The following is an 18,507-nucleotide window of genomic DNA, read 5'->3' as shown; positions in this document are numbered from 1 at the left end:
CGAGCCGCCCCCAGGGCCGGTGCCGAGGCGCCCTCGGAATGCGGCGGAACGCCGGCTTGGCATGGCCGTTGCCCCGCGCAGACCCGCTGCGGAGAGTCCATCCATGCCCATCGCCGCCGCCAGCGCCGCCCTCGTCCGCCATCTGCAGGACAGCCTCGAGCAGGCTGGCGCATTGCAGGACATGGCGGTGGAGGCAATGACCCTGTCCCAGGCCCGGACGAATCCGGGCCATGGCATCGCCCTGGTCCTCTGGCGCATCCAGCCTGAGGAGAGCACCGGCGACACCTCGCCGCTGCGGACGGCCTCGCGCGGCGACCCGCCCGATGGGGTCGGCCTGCGGCTGCGCTACCTGCTCACCGTCCGCGGCCATGACAGCGAGGCGGAACAGGAAATGCTCGGCCACTGCATGGCGGCGCTGGAGCGGAATCCGGTCATCGAGCAGACCGGTGCGCCGGGCGAGATCGATGCCGAGGCGCTGGTCGTGACGCTCGAGCACATCCCGGACGAGACTTATCTTCAGCTGCTGGAAGCCTGCGGCGACCCGCCGCCGCTGCTGCTGCCCTACATGGTCCACAGTCTCCGGCTGCGGCCGGGGCCGGGCTGAAGACGGAAGGAACCGACCGGCAGGCGCCTCGTTGGCGAGGCTTCGCGGCAGTGCAGCATGAGCGCGGCCGCCCCTGCCATTGAAGGACGCCCCATGCCCCAGCCTCACCGCATCCCCGCTTCCAACGCCAGGCCGGGCCGGTAGCCGCCATGGACATGCATCTTCCGGAGCGTGCCGCCGAGGCCGTGCCCGCCCATCCTCGCCGCGCCCTGGTGCTGACCGGCGGCATCGCCCTCGGCGCCTTCGAAGCCGGTGCCTGTGCCGCGCTCGATGGGGCGGAGGAGGGGCTGCCGCCCTGGCTGCTGGGCGCCTCGGTGGGGGCGCTGAACGCGGCGATCCTCGCCGGCAACCCGCCGGAGCGGCGCCTCGCCCAGCTCCGCCGCTTCTGGGAGGTGGTGGCGACTGAGCCGATGCCCTTCGCCGGTGCCCTTCTCGGCCTGCCGCCCGCGAGCGGCCTCTGGCGGCGCGGCTACAACCAGGCGAGCGCACTGCAAACCCTGCTCTTCGGCAACCCGGCCCTGTTCCGGCCCCGGCTGCTGCCCGAATTCGGCCCCGCCGCCTCGCTCTACGAGCTGGGCCCGCTGATGCGCCGGCTGCCGGATTTCATCGATTTCAATCGGCTGAACGAAGGCGAGACCCGCCTCACCATCGTGGCCACAGATGTGGAGAGCGGCGAGCGGGTGGTCTTCGATACGGCCGCGGGCGCCCGCATCGGGCCGGAGCACCTTGCCGCCTCCTGCGCGCTGCTGCCGCTGTTCACCCCGGTGGAGGTGGCGGGCCGGCTGCTGGCCGATGGTGGCCTGGCCAGCAACGCGCCGCTCGACCTGGTGCTGGACGCGACGGGGACGGGACCGCTGCAATGCCTGGTGGTGGAGCTTTTCGCCCGGTCGGGCCGGCGCCCGGCCTCGCTGAGCGCGGCCATCGCCCGGGCCGGGGACCTCGCCTTCGGCAACCAGACCCGTCAGGCACTGGAGAGCCGTACCCGCGAATACCGCATGCGTGCCCTGATCGGCCGCCTCGCTGCCGAGTTGCCGCCGGAGCGGGAGCGGGAGGCGGAGCTTGCCGCGCTGCTGGCCCATGCCGAGGCGACCGTGCTCTGCCTCGGCTATCATGCCGCCGAGGATGAGGCGGGGGCGGGCAAGGTGTTCGACTTCTCCCGCGCCACCATTGCCGATCGCTGGGCGGCGGGCGAGCGCGGCATGCGGGAGGGACTCGATCGCCTGCACCGGCCCGAGGCCGCCGAGGTCCTGGCGCCCGGCCTGCTGCTGCACGAGGTCGAGGCGCTGTCGGCGCCCTGACCCCGGGCCCGGGGCTCAGCCGCCGCGGCGGCGGGGCGGGTCCCGGCTCAACCCCTTCTCGGCCAGCGCCTGCTCATAGGCCGCCCAGCGCTCGGCCTGCTCGGTGCCGAGGCGATGGAGGTAGTCCCAGGAGTAGATGCCGCTGTCATGCAGGTCGTCGAAGGCGATCCGGATGGCATAGTGGCCAACCGGCTCCAGCCGCAGGATGCCGACCTCCCGCCGGCCGGAGACCAGTACCTTCTGCCCCGGCCCATGCCCCTGCACCTCGGCCGATGGGCTTTCGACACGGAGGTATTCGGCCGGCAGGCGGAAGCGGCTGCCATCGTCGAAGGCCACCTCGAGCAGGCGCTCGGCGCGCTTGAGGCGGATCTCGGTCGGGGTCGGCACGGCGCCCGTCAGTCGTCGAGCCGGCGGGCCTCGTCCGGCAGCATGATCGGGATGCCATCACGGATCGGATAGGCGAGGCGGGCCTGCTCGCTCACCAATTCGCCGGCAGCGCGGTCGTAGCGCAGCGGGCCCTTGGTCAGCGGGCAGACCAGGATCTCCAGCAAGGCAGGATCCACCTCGGCGGGAGCCGGGCTGGGGGCTTCGGTCGCGGTCTGGCTCATGGCGTCGTCCTTCAACTGGGCCGCGGGCGTGGCGGCGCATCGCCGGATGCCGTGCCATGGGCGCCCATCTGGAGCAAGGCGATCAACATCGCGGCGCGGTCCGCGGGCGTCGCGGCCTCCAGCAGGGCCTGCTTCTCCGGCACCTCGAAGGGGCAGACCATGGCGAGGGTCAGCACCAGCGCGGCATCGGTGGTCTGTTCCACCGCCTCCCAATTCGCCTCGATGCCGCGCGCCTGGAAATAGGGGCGGAGGGCGGCGAGCAGGGCCGGGCGGTCCACCGCCGGCGGCGGGGCCTTGGTGTCGAGATCGGCCAGGAAGGGGCTGTAATCGGCGCGCAGCCGGCGATAGCCGCGGCGCATCTCGAGTTCCTCCACCACGCGGAAGCGGATCATGCCGGTCAGCGTGATGAGGAAGCGCCCATCCTCGGTCTCCGCGAAGGAGGTCAGGCGGCCGAGGCAGCCGGTGCGGTAGAGGCCCGGCCCGGTCTCCCCGCGCGGGGCGGCCGGGTCGGGCTGGATCATGCCGAACATGCGTCCGGCGGCCATGCTGTCCTGGGTCATCGCCAGGTAGCGTGCCTCGAAGATGTTCAGCGGCAGCCGTCCCTCGGGCAGCAGCAAGGCACCCGAGAGCGGGAAGACCGCGATCTCGGCCGGAAGCGCGCCTGGCTCGATCGGGGGGGCTGCCACGAAGCGGGCGCTAGCGGAACAGCAGCGAGGAGAGCTTGCGCCGGCCCGCCACGGTTGCCGGATCGGCGAAGCCCCAGGCCTCGAAGAACTTGAGCAGCTGCTTGCGCGCTGCCTCGTCGTTCCAGGCGCGGTCGCGGCGGAAGGATTCGAGCAGCGCATCGGCGGCCCCGGCGCGGTCCCCGGCGGCGTTGAGAGCAACCGCCAGCTCGATCCGGGCCTCATGGTCGTTCGGGTCGGCGGCGAGGCGCTCCTCGAATTCGGCGGTCTTCTCGCGGGCGCGCCGGCCTTCGGCGGCCAGTTCCAGCGTGCTGCGGACGGAGGCGATGGCGGCATGCTCGGCGATCTTCGGCGGCAGGTTCTCGAGCACCTGCAGCGCCTGCTCCTCCTCGCCCAGCTCCATCAGGCTGCGGGCGACGCCGGCGAAGGCCTCCGGGTTCTCGGGCTCCTCCTGCACCAGGGCGCCATAGAGCTGGAGGGCCGTCTGGTGGTCGCCCTCCTCGGCGGCGGCCTTGGCCTCGGCCAGCAGGTCGGCCGAGGGCATCTGGCCGCCGGCGAGCTTCAACAGGCCTTCAACGAAGCGCTTGATCTCTCCCTCGGGCAGCGCGCCCTGGAACAGGTCGGCGATCTGGCCCTGCCAGAAGGCGGCAACCGTCGGCACGCTCTGCAGCGGCAGGCCGAGCTGGGTGAGCTGCTGGACGAGGGCGCGGTTCTTGTCGATGTCGATCTTGACCAGCTTCACCCGGCCGCCAGCGGCGCGCACCACCTTCTCGATGGTCGGCGTCAGCGTCTTGCAGGGGCCGCACCAGGTCGCCCAGAAATCGACCAGGATGGGAGTTTGGCGGCTGGCCTCGACCACATCCTTCATGAAGGTCTTCTGGTCGCCATCCATGATGAGGTCGGCGCCGCCGGCCGGGGCTCCGGTAGGGGAGGCCTGACGGTTCGGGTCGAAGATGACGTCCATGGCAGGTATTCCTCGGTATGGCTCATAGATGCGCCGGTCCGGCGCGACGGCAATGGGCGGAGCGCAGATGGTACCCGTTCGGGGCGGGTTTCAATAATCACGCGCCTGGCGCGGGCAGTTCCAGCAGCTCCGGCCGGTGGCCAAGGCTTTCAAGGAAGCGCAGCAGGTCGGCCGGGCGGATCGCCGTGGTCTTGCTGTTCACCAGCGGGTGGAAATGCACCCAAGGGTGGTCACGGAGCAGCCCGGCATCCAGCACGATCCGTACCGCGCCGGGCGGGGCATTGACCATGCCGAAGGGTGTCACCGAGCCGGGCTCGACGCCGAGCAGCCGCCGGAGATCCTCGGTCGGGGCCATCTCGACACGGCCGGCGCCCGCGGCGCGGGCGAGCGCATTGACCGATATCTTGCGGTCCTCCTCCAGCACCGCCAGCAGATGCGGGCCAGGGCCGGATTTGGCCGGGCGGAGGAAGAGGTTCTTGCTGTGGCCGCCGGGCAGGCTGCCGCGCAAGGCCTGGCTCTCCGCCACGGTGAAGACCGGGGCGTGGTCGGTGGTGGTGGTCTCGATGCCGAGCGCGGCGAGGCGCGCCAGCAGGGATTCAGGAATTTCGGGCATCCAGGGGGGCCTGTCAGGTCCGGTTGCGGCTGGGCCGGGGAGGCTGTGCCGAAAGCCGGGCCCCAGGGCAACCCCCAGAGCACATGCTCAATCCAGCTTCACGTTGTTGGCGCGGATGATGCGGCCCCAGCTTTCGGTCTCGCTCTCCAGCCAGCCGCGGAAGGCGGCGGGGCCCTCGGCCCGCACCTCGCCGCCCAGATCGGCGATGCGGCGGGTGACCTCGGGCTGGGCCAGCACCGCCCGCAGCACCTCGTCCCAGCGGGCGATCATCGGTGCCGGCGTCGCGCCCGGCAGCAGCACGCCCTGCCAGGTGCCGCTGTCGGTGGCGGGCCATCCCAGCTCGCGGAAGGTCGGCAAGTCCGGGAAGGCCGCCAGCCGGTGCGCGCCGGAGACGGCGATGCCGCGCAGCGTGCCATTCTGCACGAAGGGCTGGGTGGCGGTGGCGCCGTTGATGATGAGGTTCGCCTCGCCGCTTGCCGCCGCCGAGAGCGCCGCCGCCCCGCCCCGATAGGGAACGAAGACAGGCTCCGTTCCCCATTGCTGCGCCAGCATCAGCGCCGTCAGGTGGTTCGCCGCGCCGATGCCGGAATGGGCCACGTTCACCCGGCCGGGATTGGCCTTGGCATAGGCGACCAGCTCGGCGGCATTCCTGGCCGGCAGGCTCGGATGCACGGCGAGGATATAGGGGGCGTAGATGAGCATGGTGGCCGGCGCGAGGTCCCGCCGGACATCGAAGGGCAGGCGGCTGAACAGGCTGGGGGCGGTGGCAAGGATGCCGGCATCGATCAGGAGGATGGTGTGGCCGTCCGGCGCCGCCTTCGCCACTGCATCGGCGCCGAGATTGCCGGCGGCGCCGGGGCGGTTCTCCACCACCACCGACTGGCCGAGCTGCTTCGTCAGCTCCGGCGCCAGGATGCGGGCGAGGATGTCGCTGGTGCCGCCCGGGGCGAAGGGGACGATGACGCGGATGGTGTGGTCGAAGGCCGTCTGGGCGATGGCGGGCGCCGCCAGCAGGGCGGGCATGGCGAGCAACAGGTGGCGGCGAGCAGGCATGGCGATTCCCCGGGCATGTTGGCCGGGAGGCTAGCACCGTTGCGCACGGCGCCCAATTCGCGCGTCAGGGCGTGGGGGTCCAGACCTGCTTCAGGTTGCGGAGGGTGAAGCTGCTGCGGGTATGGCGGATGCCGGGCAGGCGGTAGAGCTTCTCCCGCAGCAGGCGCTCATAGCCCGCGGTGCCGCCGACGGTCGCCTTGATAACGTAGTCGTATTCCCCGGTGACGAGCCAGGCCTCCACCACCTCCGGCATCTCGGTCACCGCCTGTTCGAAGCGGCGCAGGCTCTCCTCGTCGTGCCGCTCCATCATCACCTCGATGATGACCGTGTCCGGCAGGCCGAGCGCCGCCTGGTCGAGGATCGCGACATAGCCCTTGATGACGCCGGCCTGTTCCAGCCGCTTCACCCGCGTCCAGCACGGCGAGGGGGACAGGCCGACCTCCTCCGCCAGCTCGGCATTGGTGAGCCGGGCGTTGCGGTGGAGGGCACGGAGGATGCGGCGGTCGATGGCGTCCATGCGGCATGCTAAGCCGGCAGCCATGCCGCGTGAAATCCGCCTCAACGCCTTCGACATGGCCTGCATCGGCCACATCCAGCAGGGGATGTGGACCCACCCCCGCGACCGGTCGGTGGAGTATGCCAGCCTCGATTATTGGATGGACCTGGCCCGGACGCTGGAGCGGGGGCTCTTCGACGGGTTGTTCCTCGCCGATGTGGTCGGCGTCTACGACGTGCTCGGCGGCAGGCCGGATGCCGCCATCCGCAACGCGGTGCAGATCCCGCTGCTCGACCCGCTGCTGCTGGTGCCGGCCATGGCGGCCGTGACCCGGCATCTCGGCTTCGGCGTTACCTGCAACCTGACCTATGAGGCGCCGCCGCTCTTCGCCCGGCGGATGGCGACGCTCGATCACCTGACCCGTGGGCGGATCGGCTGGAACATCGTCACCGGCTATCTCGACAGCGCGGCGCGGGCCATGGGCCTGCCGAAGCAGATGGCGCATGACGACCGCTACGCGGCGGCCGAGGCTTTCATGGACCGCGTCTATGCCTTGTGGGAGGGCTCCTGGGCGGATGATGCGGTGCTGCGGGACCGGGCAGCAGGCCTCTATGCCGATCCGGCGCGGGTGCGGGACGTGGCGGGCGGCGGGCCCTTCCTCGTCGAGCCTTCGCCGCAGCGGACGCCCGTGCTCTACCAGGCGGGGGCGTCCGACCGGGGCCGGGCCTTTGCGGCGCGGCATGCCGAGTGCGTCTTCGTGAATTACGGCCGGCCGGCGGATATCGCCCGGCTCACCGCCGACCTCCGGGCCCGGGCGGCGCCGCGGCCGATCCGCATCTTCGCCGGCGCCACGCTGATCGTCGGGCGGACCCGGGCGGAGGCGGAGGATCTGCTTGCCGAGTACCGCCGCCATGCCAGCGTCGAGGGGGCGCTGGCCCATGCCGCGGCCTCGCTCGGCATCGATTTCGATCGCTTCGGGATGGATGAGCCGATCGAGGTGGCCGCGACGGACGCCATCAGCTCCAATGTCGAGGCCATGCGCCGGGTCTTCGGCCCCGGCTGGACCAAGCGGCAGCTGGTCGACCAGTTCGTCCTCGGCAGCCGGCAGCGCCCGATCGTCGGCAGCGCGGCGGAGGTGGCCGAGGCGCTGATCGGCTTCGCGGAGGCGGCGGATGTGGATGGCTTCAACCTCGCCCGCACCGTGATGCCCGAGGGGATCGAGGCGGTGGTGGACCTCCTGGTCCCGGCCCTGCAGGAGCGCGGCGCCTATAAGCGCGGCCATGGCGAGGGAACCTACCGGGAGCGGCTGTTCGGCGCCGGGCCCCGGCTGGCCGCCCCGCATCCCGCTGCCGCGCATCGCAGATGATCCTGCCGCCTGTTCGGCGGTGCAGCATGAAAAACGGAAAGAAACCCCGGCGGGAGCGGTTCATCCTTCCATGCTGAAAGGTCGCGCCCGGGGGATTGCCCCGGGGCCGGGACCGCCCGACATTCCAGGGCAACGAAGCGGGAGACGGACCATGGGCAGCATTCAACGCCCCGAAGCGACGCTCGACGACCGCTGGGACAAATCAGGCGAGACCCTGCTGCTGACCGGCATCCAGGCGCTGGTCCGGCTGCCGCTGATGCGCCACCAGCTGGACCGGGCACTGGGGTGGAATACCGGCGGCTATATCAGCGGCTATCGCGGCTCCCCCCTCGGCACCTACGACCTGCAGCTGATGAAGCAGGCCAAGCGGCTGGCCGAAGCCAATATCGTCGTCCGCCCCGGGCTGAACGAGGATCTGGCGGCGACCGCCGTCTGGGGCAGCCAGCAGGTGGCGCTCTACGGCAACCAGACGGTCGATGGGGTCTTCGGCATCTGGTACGGCAAGGGCCCGGGCGTGGACCGCTCGGGCGACGTGCTGCGGCATGCCAACAGCGCCGGCACCGCGCCGCGGGGCGGCGTGCTGGCGCTGGCCGGCGACGACCCCTCCTGCAAGTCCTCGACCATCACCTCGGGCTGCGAGATCAGCTTCATGGATGTCGAGATGCCGGTGCTCGACCCGGCCGGCGTGCATGAGATCCTGGATTTCGGCCTGAGGGCCATCGACATGTCGCGCTTCGCCGGCCTCTGGGTCGGCATGAAATGCGTTGCCGAGACGATGGATGGCTCCGCCTCCGTGCTGGTCGATCCGGCGGCCTATTCCAGCGTCACGCCCGATTTCACCTTCCCGCCGGACGGCGTGCATATCCGCCTCCGCGACCATGCCATCCCGCAGGAGCAGCGGCTGCGGCAGGTGAAGCTGCCGGCGGCGCTGGCCTTCGCCCGGATGAACGGGCTGAACCCCATCGTGCTGGACAGCCCGCAGGCCCGCTTCGGCATCGCCGCCCGCGGCAAGGGTTATGCGACCCTGCGCCAGGCACTGCGCGATGCCGGCATCACCGATGAGCTGGCGCGGATGGCGGGGCTGCGCATCTGGAAGGTCGGGCTGGCCTGGCCGCTGGATGGCATCGCCGCCCGGGAATTCGCCCGGGGCCTCGAGGAGGTGCTGGTGGTCGAGGACCGTCGCCCGGTGCTCGAGCCGCAGCTCCGCGACGCGCTCTATCATGAGCCCCGCAGGCCGCGGATCGTCGGCAAGACCGACGAGCAGGGACGGCGCCTGCTCTCCGACCTGACGGAGCTCGATACCGGCGCCGTGCTGCGGGCGCTGCATGCAAGGCTGCCGGAGGCCCTCCGCACCGAGCAACTCAAGGCGCGGATCGCCGAGCTGGATGGGCTGGCCAACCTCGCCCTGCCGCCGGTGCATGACCGCACACCGCATTTCTGCCCGGGCTGCCCGCACAACACCTCGACGCGGGTGCCGGAGGGCAGCCACGCCATGGCTGGCATCGGCTGCCACACGCTGGCCATCTACATGGACCGCAATACGGACCTGCTGACCCATATGGGTGGCGAAGGCATGCCCTGGCTCGGCATGGCGCCCTTCGTCACCGAGAAACACATGTTCGCCAATCTCGGCGACGGCACCTATGCCCATTCCGGCAGCCTTGCCATCCGCCAGTCGATCGCGGCGGGGGCGAACATCACCTACAAGATCCTGGTGAACAGCGCCGTCGCCATGACCGGCGGGCAGACGCCGGAAGGCGAGCTCGGCGTGCCGGAGATCGCGGCGCAGATGGCGGCCGAGGGCGTGCAGAAGATCGTCCTCGTCTCCGACGATCCGGAGCGGCACCAGGGCGATGCGCGGATGCCGCGGGGCATCACCTACCGCCATCGGAGCGAGCTGGATGTGGTGCAGCGGGAGCTGCGCGAGGTGCCGGGCGTCTCCGTCCTCATCTACGACCAGCAATGCGCGACGGAGCGCCGCCGCAAGCGCAAGCGCGGCACCCAGGCCGTGGCGCTGAAGCGCGTGGCGATAAACCCGCGCGTCTGCGAGGATTGCGGCGACTGCTCCCGCACCTCCAACTGCCTTGCGGTGGAGCCGATCGAGACCGAATTCGGCCGCAAGCGGCAGATCGACCAGAGCGCCTGCAACCAGGATCTCTCCTGCGTCGAGGGCTTCTGCCCCTCCTTCGTCACCCTGGTCGGCGCCGAGCCGGTGAAGAGGCCGGTACCGACGCTGGGCGAGGAGCCGCCGGAGCCGGTGGCGGCCGAGCCGCGCGAGGGCGAGCCGGCCTGGAACATCCTGCTGGCCGGTGTCGGCGGGCAGGGCGTGACGGCTCTCTCGGCCATCCTCGGCATGGCGGGCCATCTGGAAGGCCGGCCGGTGCGCTCGGTCGAGATGCTGGGCCTCGCCCAGAAGGGCGGCGGCGTCTTCGCCCAGCTCCGCATCGGCCGGGCCGGTGCGCCGCCGGAGAGCATCGAGGCGCCACGCATCGGCATGGGCCAGGCGGACCTGCTGCTCTCGGCCGACATGGTGGTGGCACAGGGGCGGACGGCGCGGCCGCTGCTGGGCGCAGACCGCACGGTGGCCGTGCTGAACGCCGACCTGCAGCCGACCGCGCAATTCGTGCTCGACACCTCCACCCGCTATGACCGGCCCGCCATGCTCGAGAGCGTGCGGAAGGCCTGCCGAGAGGTGGTCACCGTCCCTGGCGTGCAGGTGGTGGAGGAAGCCTTCGGCGACCTCATCTACCTCAATGTCTGGCTGCTCGGCATTGCCTTCCAGCGCGGCCTGGTGCCGCTCTCGGCCGAGGCGATCAACCGGGCGCTGGAGCTGAACGGGGCGCAGATCGAGCGCAACAAGGCCGCCTTCGCCCTCGGCCGGGCCGCGGCGCTGGCGCCGCCCGCCCCGGTGATGCCGGAGGACGAGACGCTGGACGCTCTCGTGGCCCGGCGCGTGGCCGAGCTCACCGCCTATCAGAGCGCCGGCTATGCCCGCGGCTACGCCGATTTCGTCGCCAAGGTCCGTGCCGCCGAGGCGCGCGCAGTGCCGGGCGAGGAGCGGCTGACGCGGGCCGTCGCCACCCAGCTCTACCGGCTGATGGCCTACAAGGACGAGTACGAGGTCGCCCGGCTGCACCACCTGCCGGAATGGCAGGCGCAGCTCGCCAGCCACTTCACCGGCACGCAGCGGATCGAGCTCAACCTCGCGCCGCCGATCCTCGCCAAGACCGACCCGGTGACCGGCCAGCCGCGCAAGATGGCCTTCGGCCCCTGGATGCTCTCGGCCATGCGCCTGCTGCGCCACGGCAAGCTGCTGCGCGGCACCCCGCTCGACCCGTTCGGCCGCACCGAGGAGCGCCGGATGGAGCGCGCCCTGCCCGGCGAGTACCGCGCTGGCGTGGAGCGGCTGCTGGCGCTGCTCTCGCCCGAGACCCATGCGCGCATCTGCGCCTGGGCCGAGGCGGCGGCGGGCATCAAGGGCTATGGCCATATCAAGGCCCGCAATGTTGCGGCGACGCGGGCGCGGATGGCGGAGCTGGAGGCTGCGGTGACGCAGCCAGCGGTGGCGATGGCGGCGGAGTAGGGGCCTGGGTTGCCATGCCGCCTCCCCAGGCGGGTGGGCGGCATGGCAATCTCTCCCAGACTGGTACTGAACGCTTTGGAGGAACCCATGCCGCTCGACCAGGCCTTCGAGTTGCCGGAGGCGACGCAGGAACTGCGCGAGACGGCGCTCGGCTTCGCCATGGACACCCTCGCCCCGCGCGCCCTGGAATGGGACCAGGCGCGGCATTTCCCGGTGGAGGAGATGCGCGCCGCCGCCAGCCTCGGCATGGCGGCGCTCTATGTGCGGGAGGAGAGCGGCGGGGCGGGGCTGACGCGGCTCGACGCGGCGGTGGTGTTCGAGGCGCTGTCGATGGGCTGCCCGACCGTCTCGGCCTATCTTTCCATCCACAACATGGTTGCCTGGATGATCGACCGGTTCGGCAACGATGCCCAGCGGGAGCGCTGGCTGCCGGAGCTGATCCCGATGCGCCTGGTCGCCAGCTATGCGCTGACCGAGCCGGGCTCCGGCTCCGACGCCGCCGCGCTCAGGACGCGGGCACGGCGCGAGGGCGACCACTACATCCTCGACGGCAGCAAGCAGTTCATCTCCGGCGCCGGGGCCTCCGACCTGTATCTGACCATGGTGCGAACCGGCGGCGAGGGGCCGGGCGGCGTCTCCGCCCTGCTGATCCCGAAGGACACGCCCGGCCTCTCCTTCGGCGCCAACGAGAAGAAGATGGGCTGGAATGCCCAGCCCACCCGCCAGCTGATCTTCGATGGGGCGCGAGTGCCGGTCTCGGCGCTGTTGGGCGAGGAAGGGCAGGGCTTCCGCTTTGCCATGGCAGGGCTGGATGGCGGGCGGCTGAACATCGCCGCCTGCTCGCTGGGCGGGGCGCAAGCGGCGCTCGACAAGGCCCTGGCCTATGTCCAGGAGCGCCAGGCCTTCGGCAAGGCGATCGCCGATTTCCAGAATACCCAGTTCCGTCTGGCCGATATGCGAACGGAGCTGGAAGCCAGCCGCACCCTGCTCTGGCGGGCCTGTGCCAAGCTGGATGCCAAGGCACCGGACGCCTCGGCCTTCTGCGCCATGGCCAAGCGCTTCGTCACCGATACCTGCCACAAGGTGGCGGATGACGCGCTGCAGCTGCTCGGCGGCTATGGCTATCTGGCGGAATACGGGATCGAGAAGATCGTCCGTGACCTCCGCGTCCATCGCATCCTCGAGGGGACGAACGAGGTGATGCGGCTGATCATTGCCCGTTCGATGCTTGGGCGGCGATAGGTGCTTGCCGGCAGGCGCGGCTTTTAGATACAAATCAGCAATGAAAACTCGCCCGATCCTCATGTGGTCGATGCTGGGGCTGGGATTCGCCGGGCCGGCCGTGGCGCAGCAGCGCGCGGTTGTGGTGCCGGCGGAGGCCAGCGTCGTCGTCCCGGCGCGGGGTGCCGCCCAACCAGCGCCCGCATTGCCGGTCCAGCGGCCACGCCGCGTGGTCAGCGACCGCATGCTGACGGCAACCCGTCCGCCGGAGAGCAGCGCCACCTCTCTTCTCGTTAGCCTGCCGCTCGCCATCGCTGCCGGGGTGCTGGCGGCGACGCTCGGCGGCGGTGGCGGGCATGGTGGCGGCGTCTCGGCGCCGGCGCGGACGCGTTAGAGCACTCCCCGGTTCGATAAAGCCACAGGACCGGAGGCGCTCGCCGAGCGGGAACCGCCGCTCTAATCCTTCTCCGCCAGCGCGAAGACCCGGAGCGCGCTGGCAAGCGGCCGGTCCGTCCCGGCGCGGGCGGTGTCGATCTCCGTCACCAGCCCGGCCAGGCTGCGGCCACGGCGGCTGGCCGTGGCCTCCAGCACCGCCCAGAATTCCGGCTCGAGGGCCACCGAGGTGCGGTGGCCGGCGAGCTGGAAGCTGCGCTTGCGCAGATGGCTGTCACCCATCCAGCGTCGCGCCGGGGGTGACCATGTCCTCCGGCCGGACCCAGCGGTCGAAGTCCTCCGGACTGACATGGCCGAGCTTCTGCGCGGCGTCCTTCAGCGTCAGGTTCTCGCGCAGAGCCAGCTTGCCGATGGCGACCGCCTTGTCGTAGCCGATCCGCGGGTTCAGCGCCGTCACCAGCATCAGCGACTTGGCCAGGTTCTCGGCGATCCGCTCCCGCGCCGGCTCCAGCTTCAGGACCATGTGCTCGGCGAAGCTCTCGGCGGCATCGGCCAGCAGCGTCGCCGATTGCAGCACGCAATGGATGATCACCGGCTTGAAGACGTTGAGCTCGAGGAAGCTCTGCGCCCCGGCCATGGTGACCGTGGTGGTGTTGCCCATCACCTGGGCGCAGACCATCGTCAGCGCCTCCGCCTGGGTCGGGTTGGTCTTGCCCGGCATGATCGAGGAGGAGAGGCCATCCGCCGGCACCACCAGCTCCGACAGGCCGGAGCGCGGGCCGCTGCCGAGCAGGCGGATGTCGTTGCCGAGCTTGTTGAGCGAGACGGCGATGACGTTCATCGCCCCCTGCAACTCCACGAGGGCATCATGCGCGCCCATGCCCTCGAACTTGTTGGGGTTGGGGACGAAGGCGAGGCCGGTGCGCTCGGCGACGATCTCGCAGAAGACGCGGTCGAAGTCGCGGTGCCGGTTGAGGCCGGTGCCGACCGCGGTGCCGCCCTGGGGCAGCATCAGCAGGCGCGGCAGGGTGGCGCGCAGGCGCTCCTGCCCCAGCTCCACCTGGCGGGCCCAGGCGCCGAATTCCTGGCCGAGCGTCACCGGCACCGCATCCATCATATGGGTGCGGCCGACCTTGATGATGTCGGCCCATTCCGCCGCGCGCTGGCCGAGCGCCGCATGCAGCCGGCCGAGCGCCGGCATCAGCCGCCCCTCAACCGTCTCCGCCGCCGCGATATGCATCATAGTCGGGAAGTTGTCGTTCGAGGACTGGCCGCGGTTGACGTGGTCATTCGGATGAACCGGCTTCCGGCTGCCGAGCGGCTGGCCGAGCATCTCGTTGGCGCGGTTCGAGATGACCTCATTGGCATTCATGTTGGTCTGCGTGCCCGACCCCGTCTGCCAGATGGGCAAGGGAAAGTCGGCATCGCGCTGGCCGTCGATGATCTCCTGCGCCGCCTGCCTGATCGGGCCGGCAAGGTCGGGTGGCAGTTCGCCCAGGCGCTCATTCGCCTCGGCACAGGCCGACTTATGCAGGCCGACGGCGCGGATCAGCGCCGGGGTGAAATGCTCCGTCCCGATGCGGAACAGGCGACGCGCGCGCTCGGTCTGCGGACCCCAGTAGCGGTCGGCGGGGATGTCGATGGTGCCGAGGCTGTCGGTCTCGGTGCGGGTATCGGCCATGCTGGCGGCTCCTTCGCAGAGGCAGGCGTGCTCTACGGCTGCGCCAACGTCCTACAGCCCTGCCGGCAGGCCCGAAACCGCGGCAAAGCATCCCACATCCGCGTGAGCCAGCCGAGTCGTTCCACCATGACGGCCTCAGCCCCGCCGGTACAACCGGTCTGACAGCCACCCCGAGGCGAATTCGATGCCAAAATTATCATGTTTGACCAGGTCTGCCAGGACCGAGGCGAAGAACCCCCCCTTGCGGTAGAGCAGTGAGTGATTCTGCGTCTCCAGCAGGAAGATCCGGACGCTTGGGAAATGCGCGATCCGCGCCCAGTGCATATGGTCCAGCCACACGAAGTCCTCGACCGGATTTTCCGTCTCGTTGATCGAGGAAATGACGAAGGCCGGGTTCTGCGAAGGTCTTTCGGCAAAGACCGCAGCCAGGTCGGCAATCGGCTCCTGGACGTAGCTCTTGCGGATGCCGGGCGGGTGGCCGATCCGACCCCGCATCACCCGGTCATCGAAGGTTTGGGGCGAAAAGGCGATGGCAAGGCTGTCCGGCAGGAGACGCGAGGCATGCAGGGCCGCATAGCCGCCGCTCGACTGCCCAAAGACCAGCCAGCGCTGCACCTGCGGCATATGCGCCTGCAATCGGCGCAGCAGGTCGGGCAATTCCGGACAAACGGACGACCCGGTGAACCAGGGCCTGACCGGGTCCTGCACCACGGCGCAGGGGATCGGCATGTCGCGCAGGAGGGACATGCTGCGGAAGCGTTCGTTCACGCCGCAAAAGCAGATGGCGCCGACCGGCCCGACCTGAGGGCCCAGGAACACGGCACCTCCGAGGCGATCCGATACCGCCTGTAACTCACGGCTCAGCGCCAGGAAACGGTCCGGCGCGATCGCGGCCGGAACCTGTGGGATGATGTCGATTTGCATGCGAACGCTCAGGGTGTCTCGGCGCCGGGCGAAAATCCTCGCGGCGTCGGCCCCATGCTACACGACACAAGTCGAAATCGTATCGATTTTACCGCGTCTCAGGCGGAGTAAGACGATACCTCGATCAGATTGCCCTCGGGATCCCGGCAATAGACCGAGCCCATGGCGCCGAGTGCCCCGGTCCGGGTGACCGGGCCAAGCTCAATGGTCACGCCGCAGGCATGGAACTGGCCGACGATCTCCGCCGGCGCCACGGCCACGATGAAGCAGAGATCCTGGGTGCCGGGCACGCAATGCGCGGCGGCCAGCCATTCCTCTTGCGGGACCTCGACAGGGCGGAGGTTGATCTTCTGCCCGCCGAATTTGAGTGCGATGCGGGACGGGGAGCCGAAATCCTCCCGCTCCATGCCGAGGACGCGCTGGTACCAGGAGGCCATGACCTCCACATCGCGGCAATTGATGACGAGGTGGTCCAGCCGGTCGACCGCGAAACGCATCAGGTGGATCCCTTTCCTGGCAGGCGGGCAGTGACCTCGATCTCGATGCGCATCGCATCGGTCTGAAGGCCGGCATGGATCAGGGTGGAGGTCGGGCGGGCCTTGCCGAGATGGCGCTTCACCACGGGCCAGCAGGGCTCCCAATCCTCCCGTCGGGGGACGATGAAGAGCACGCGGACCACGTCGTCGAGGCTGGCGCCGGCCTCGGCAAGGGCGGCCGCGATGTTGCGGAAGGCTTGGTCGGCCTGCACGGCCACGTCGTCGACGATGGTCATCGCCGCGTAATCGTAGCCGGTGGTGCCGGAGACCCAGACGAGGTCGCCATCGACCACGGCGCGGGAGTAGCCGATCTCCTCCTCGAAGCGGGAGCCGGAGGAGATGTGGATGCGGGCCATGCGGTCAGGCTCCGGCGCAGGCGGGGAGGGAGGAACGCTTGCGTGCCGTGGAGGCCGGGAAGCGCGCGAGCCTGTCTGCGGGCCGGACCGGCCGCGCCACAAGCTCACCGCCGCAATTCGGGCAGAGGCCGCCGGGCAGCCGGTTCCCGGCGCAGTCCCGGCACCAGGTGCATTCGAAGGAGCAGATCAGCGCCTCCCGGCTCTCGGGCGGCAGGTCCCGCCCGCAGCATTCGCAATTCGGGCGGAGCTCCAGCATCACTCCAGCCCTTCGTAGAAATCGTTGCCGCCGTGTCCCGGCCGAAGGCCGGGACGCGCAAAGTCACTGCAACAAGGGCGACGGGTGACGGGTGCCATCACTCCAGCCCTTCGTAGAAGTCGTTGCCCTTGTCGTCGACGACGATGAAGGCGGGGAAATCCTCGACCTCGATGCGCCAGACCGCCTCCATGCCGAGCTCCGGGTATTCCAGCACCTCGACCTTGCGGATGCAGTCCTGCGCCAGCCGCGCCGCCGGCCCGCCGACCGAGCCGAGATAGAAGCCGCCATACTGCTTGCAGGCATTCAGCACCGCCTTGCTGCGGTTGCCCTTGGCCAGCATGACGAGGCTGCCGCCGGCGGCCTGGAAGGCGGCGACATAGCTGTCCATCCGCCCGGCCGTGGTCGGGCCGAAGCTGCCCGTCGCATAGCCCTCCGGCGTCTTGGCCGGGCCGGCGTAATAGACGGGGTGGTTCTTGATGTAGTCCGGCAGGCCCTCGCCGCGGTCCAGCCGTTCCTGCAGCTTGGCATGGGCGATGTCACGGGCGACGACCACGGTGCCGGTGAGCGAGACGCGGGTCTTTACCGGATGCTTCGAGAGCTCGGCGCGGATCTCGCTCATCGGCCGGTTCAGGTCGATGCGGACCACATCGCCGCCGAGGATGCTGTCCGTCGCCTCCGGCAGGTAACGCGCCGGATCGTGCTCGAGCTGCTCGAGGAAGACGCCATCGGCCGTGATCTTCGCCTTCACCTGCCGGTCGGCCGAGCAGGAGACGCCGATGCCGATGGGCAGGCTGGCGCCATGCCGGGGCAGGCGGATCACCCGCACGTCGTGGCAGAAATACTTGCCGCCGAACTGCGCGCCGATGCCGAGATTCTGCGTCAGCTTGTGGACCTCCGCCTCCAGCTCAGGGTCGCGGATGGCGTGGCCGGACTTGTCGCCCTCGGTCGGCAGGGTGTCGAGCCAGCGGGTGGAGGCGAGCTTCACCGTCTTCAGCGTGGTCTCGGCCGTTGTGCCGCCGATGACGATCGCCAGGTGGTAGGGCGGGCAGGCGCTGGTGCCGAGGGTCTTGATCTTCTCCTCGAGGAAGGCGAGCAGCTTCGGCTTGTTCAGCACCGCGCGGGTCTGCTGGAAGAGAAAGGTCTTGTTGGCCGAGCCACCGCCCTTCAGGACGAACATCATGTGGAACTCGTCCGCATGATGTTCGCCGGGCTGCGCCATGATGGAGAAGTCGACCGGCAGGTTGTTGCCGGTGTTCACCTCCTCGAACATCGAGAGGGGCGCCATCTGCGAGTAGCGCAGGTTGGTCTCGGTATAGGTGCGGTGGACGCCGTAGCTCAGCGCCTCCTCCTCATCGCCCTCGACCCAGACGCGCTGGCCCTTCTTGCCGAAGACGATTGCAGTGCCGGTGTCCTGGCACATCGGCAGCACGCCGCCGGCGGCGATATTGGCGTTCTTCAGCAGATCGAGCGCGACGAAACGGTCATTCGCGCTCGCCTCCGGATCCTGCAGGATATTGGCGAGCTGCTGCAGATGGCCGGGGCGGAGCAGGTGCGATACGTCGCGGCAGGCCTGGAAGGCCAGCTCCTCCAGCGCCCGGGCGGGGATCTTGAGGACCGTCTTGCCTTCGACCTCGACGGCGCGGACACCCTCGATCGGCAGGCGCCGCCAGGGCGTGCCATCCTCGGCAAGGGGAAACATCGGGCTGTACTGGAAGCCGGAGGGGCGGGTGGGCACGACCACCGGGCCGGCATCGACATCGAGAGGAGGGGTCACGGGCGATCTCCGCGAGGGGGGGCGCCGCGGCTCTGGCACCGGCGGCGCATGTTTCAGCCCGGCTTAGCCCAGCGGCGGGGCCAAGCCAACCAGCCGCC

General features: G+C 70.1%; 20 protein-coding genes. 6 read left to right on the top strand and 14 right to left on the bottom strand.

The genetic code is table 11. The annotated features are described in order from the left end of the window. Positions 1-103 precede the first annotated feature (103 nt). Positions 104-604 (top strand): Pvc16 family protein, encoded by a 501-nt coding sequence (locus tag BLR02_RS16610; RefSeq protein WP_176849626.1) that lies wholly within the window; start codon positions 104-106, stop codon positions 602-604. Positions 605-753: 149 nt separating this feature from the next. Then, complete coding sequence (locus BLR02_RS16605; RefSeq protein ID WP_090561219.1) at positions 754-1,902, top strand: patatin-like phospholipase family protein; 1,149 nt, start codon at positions 754-756, stop codon at positions 1,900-1,902. 15 nt (positions 1,903-1,917) lie between these two features. Here BLR02_RS16605 and BLR02_RS16600 read toward each other — a convergent pair whose 3' ends face one another. The 7 genes from BLR02_RS16600 to BLR02_RS16570 all read right to left on the bottom strand — a co-directional run bounded on the left by BLR02_RS16600 (position 1,918) and on the right by BLR02_RS16570 (position 6,340). Next, positions 1,918-2,289, bottom strand: a complete 372-nt coding sequence (locus BLR02_RS16600; protein WP_090561220.1) for a gamma-butyrobetaine hydroxylase-like domain-containing protein — start codon at positions 2,287-2,289, stop codon at positions 1,918-1,920. Positions 2,290-2,297: 8 nt separating this feature from the next. After that, entirely contained in the window at positions 2,298-2,510 is a 213-nt protein-coding gene (locus BLR02_RS16595) for a Trm112 family protein (protein ID WP_090561221.1), read from the bottom strand. A gap of 11 nt (positions 2,511-2,521) precedes the next feature. After that, a complete protein-coding gene (locus tag BLR02_RS16590) occupies positions 2,522-3,196 on the bottom strand; it encodes an LON peptidase substrate-binding domain-containing protein (RefSeq protein WP_090561222.1) in 675 nt (224 codons plus the stop codon). Between the two features lie 10 nt (positions 3,197-3,206). Next, a complete protein-coding gene (locus BLR02_RS16585; protein WP_090561223.1) occupies positions 3,207-4,157 on the bottom strand; it encodes a tetratricopeptide repeat protein in 951 nt (316 codons plus the stop codon). A 97-nt stretch (positions 4,158-4,254) separates the two neighbouring features. Next, positions 4,255-4,770: a prolyl-tRNA synthetase associated domain-containing protein gene (locus BLR02_RS16580; protein WP_090663965.1), complete on the bottom strand. Its 516-nt coding sequence runs from the start codon at positions 4,768-4,770 to the stop codon at positions 4,255-4,257. Positions 4,771-4,857: 87 nt separating this feature from the next. Beyond that, positions 4,858-5,823, bottom strand: coding sequence for a Bug family tripartite tricarboxylate transporter substrate binding protein (locus BLR02_RS16575; protein WP_090663964.1), 966 nt, complete (start codon positions 5,821-5,823; stop codon positions 4,858-4,860). A gap of 64 nt (positions 5,824-5,887) precedes the next feature. Further along, entirely contained in the window at positions 5,888-6,340 is a 453-nt protein-coding gene (locus BLR02_RS16570; RefSeq protein ID WP_090561226.1) for an Lrp/AsnC family transcriptional regulator, read from the bottom strand. Between the two features lie 22 nt (positions 6,341-6,362). Here BLR02_RS16570 and BLR02_RS16565 point away from each other — a divergent pair, with 22 nt between their 5' ends. The 4 genes from BLR02_RS16565 (at position 6,363) to BLR02_RS16550 (ending at position 12,883) form a co-directional block, all read left to right on the top strand. Further along, positions 6,363-7,685 carry an NtaA/DmoA family FMN-dependent monooxygenase gene (locus BLR02_RS16565; RefSeq protein WP_090664061.1) on the top strand — a complete coding sequence of 441 codons (1,323 nt, stop codon included), beginning with the start codon at positions 6,363-6,365 and terminating at the stop codon, positions 7,683-7,685. A gap of 151 nt (positions 7,686-7,836) precedes the next feature. Beyond that, complete coding sequence (locus tag BLR02_RS16560) at positions 7,837-11,268, top strand: indolepyruvate ferredoxin oxidoreductase family protein (RefSeq protein WP_090663963.1); 3,432 nt, start codon at positions 7,837-7,839, stop codon at positions 11,266-11,268. A gap of 87 nt (positions 11,269-11,355) precedes the next feature. Continuing rightward, positions 11,356-12,510, top strand: coding sequence for an acyl-CoA dehydrogenase family protein (locus BLR02_RS16555; protein ID WP_090663962.1), 1,155 nt, complete (start codon positions 11,356-11,358; stop codon positions 12,508-12,510). A 70-nt stretch (positions 12,511-12,580) separates the two neighbouring features. Continuing rightward, positions 12,581-12,883, top strand: coding sequence for a hypothetical protein (locus BLR02_RS16550; RefSeq protein WP_176849625.1), 303 nt, complete (start codon positions 12,581-12,583; stop codon positions 12,881-12,883). Positions 12,884-12,945: 62 nt separating this feature from the next. On the opposite strand, the gene BLR02_RS16545 is transcribed toward BLR02_RS16550, so the two are convergent. From BLR02_RS16545 to BLR02_RS16515, 7 genes are all read right to left on the bottom strand, one after another. Next, positions 12,946-13,164 carry a ribbon-helix-helix domain-containing protein gene (locus BLR02_RS16545; protein WP_090663960.1) on the bottom strand — a complete coding sequence of 73 codons (219 nt, stop codon included), beginning with the start codon at positions 13,162-13,164 and terminating at the stop codon, positions 12,946-12,948. Next, positions 13,157-14,563 carry a class II fumarate hydratase gene (locus BLR02_RS16540; protein WP_090663959.1) on the bottom strand — a complete coding sequence of 469 codons (1,407 nt, stop codon included), beginning with the start codon at positions 14,561-14,563 and terminating at the stop codon, positions 13,157-13,159. The genes BLR02_RS16545 and BLR02_RS16540 overlap by 8 nt, the downstream gene beginning before the upstream one ends. A 135-nt stretch (positions 14,564-14,698) precedes the next feature. Further along, positions 14,699-15,487: a hypothetical protein gene (locus BLR02_RS16535; protein WP_090561232.1), complete on the bottom strand. Its 789-nt coding sequence runs from the start codon at positions 15,485-15,487 to the stop codon at positions 14,699-14,701. Between the two features lie 98 nt (positions 15,488-15,585). Continuing rightward, positions 15,586-15,984, bottom strand: coding sequence for a VOC family protein (locus BLR02_RS16530; protein WP_090663958.1), 399 nt, complete (start codon positions 15,982-15,984; stop codon positions 15,586-15,588). Further along, positions 15,984-16,379, bottom strand: coding sequence for a RidA family protein (locus BLR02_RS16525; protein WP_090561234.1), 396 nt, complete (start codon positions 16,377-16,379; stop codon positions 15,984-15,986). The genes BLR02_RS16530 and BLR02_RS16525 overlap by 1 nt, the downstream gene beginning before the upstream one ends. Positions 16,380-16,383: 4 nt before the next feature. Further along, positions 16,384-16,635 carry a DUF1272 domain-containing protein gene (locus tag BLR02_RS16520; protein ID WP_090561235.1) on the bottom strand — a complete coding sequence of 84 codons (252 nt, stop codon included), beginning with the start codon at positions 16,633-16,635 and terminating at the stop codon, positions 16,384-16,386. Between the two features lie 97 nt (positions 16,636-16,732). Then, positions 16,733-18,334 carry a fumarate hydratase gene (locus tag BLR02_RS16515; RefSeq protein WP_090664060.1) on the bottom strand — a complete coding sequence of 534 codons (1,602 nt, stop codon included), beginning with the start codon at positions 18,332-18,334 and terminating at the stop codon, positions 16,733-16,735. Between the last annotated feature and the right edge of the window lie 173 nt (positions 18,335-18,507).

The organism is Belnapia rosea (genome assembly GCF_900101615.1).
Classification (GTDB): domain Bacteria; phylum Pseudomonadota; class Alphaproteobacteria; order Acetobacterales; family Acetobacteraceae; genus Belnapia; species Belnapia rosea.
Note: the sequence above shows the minus strand (reverse complement) of the source record. Positions and strands in the feature narration are given on the sequence as shown.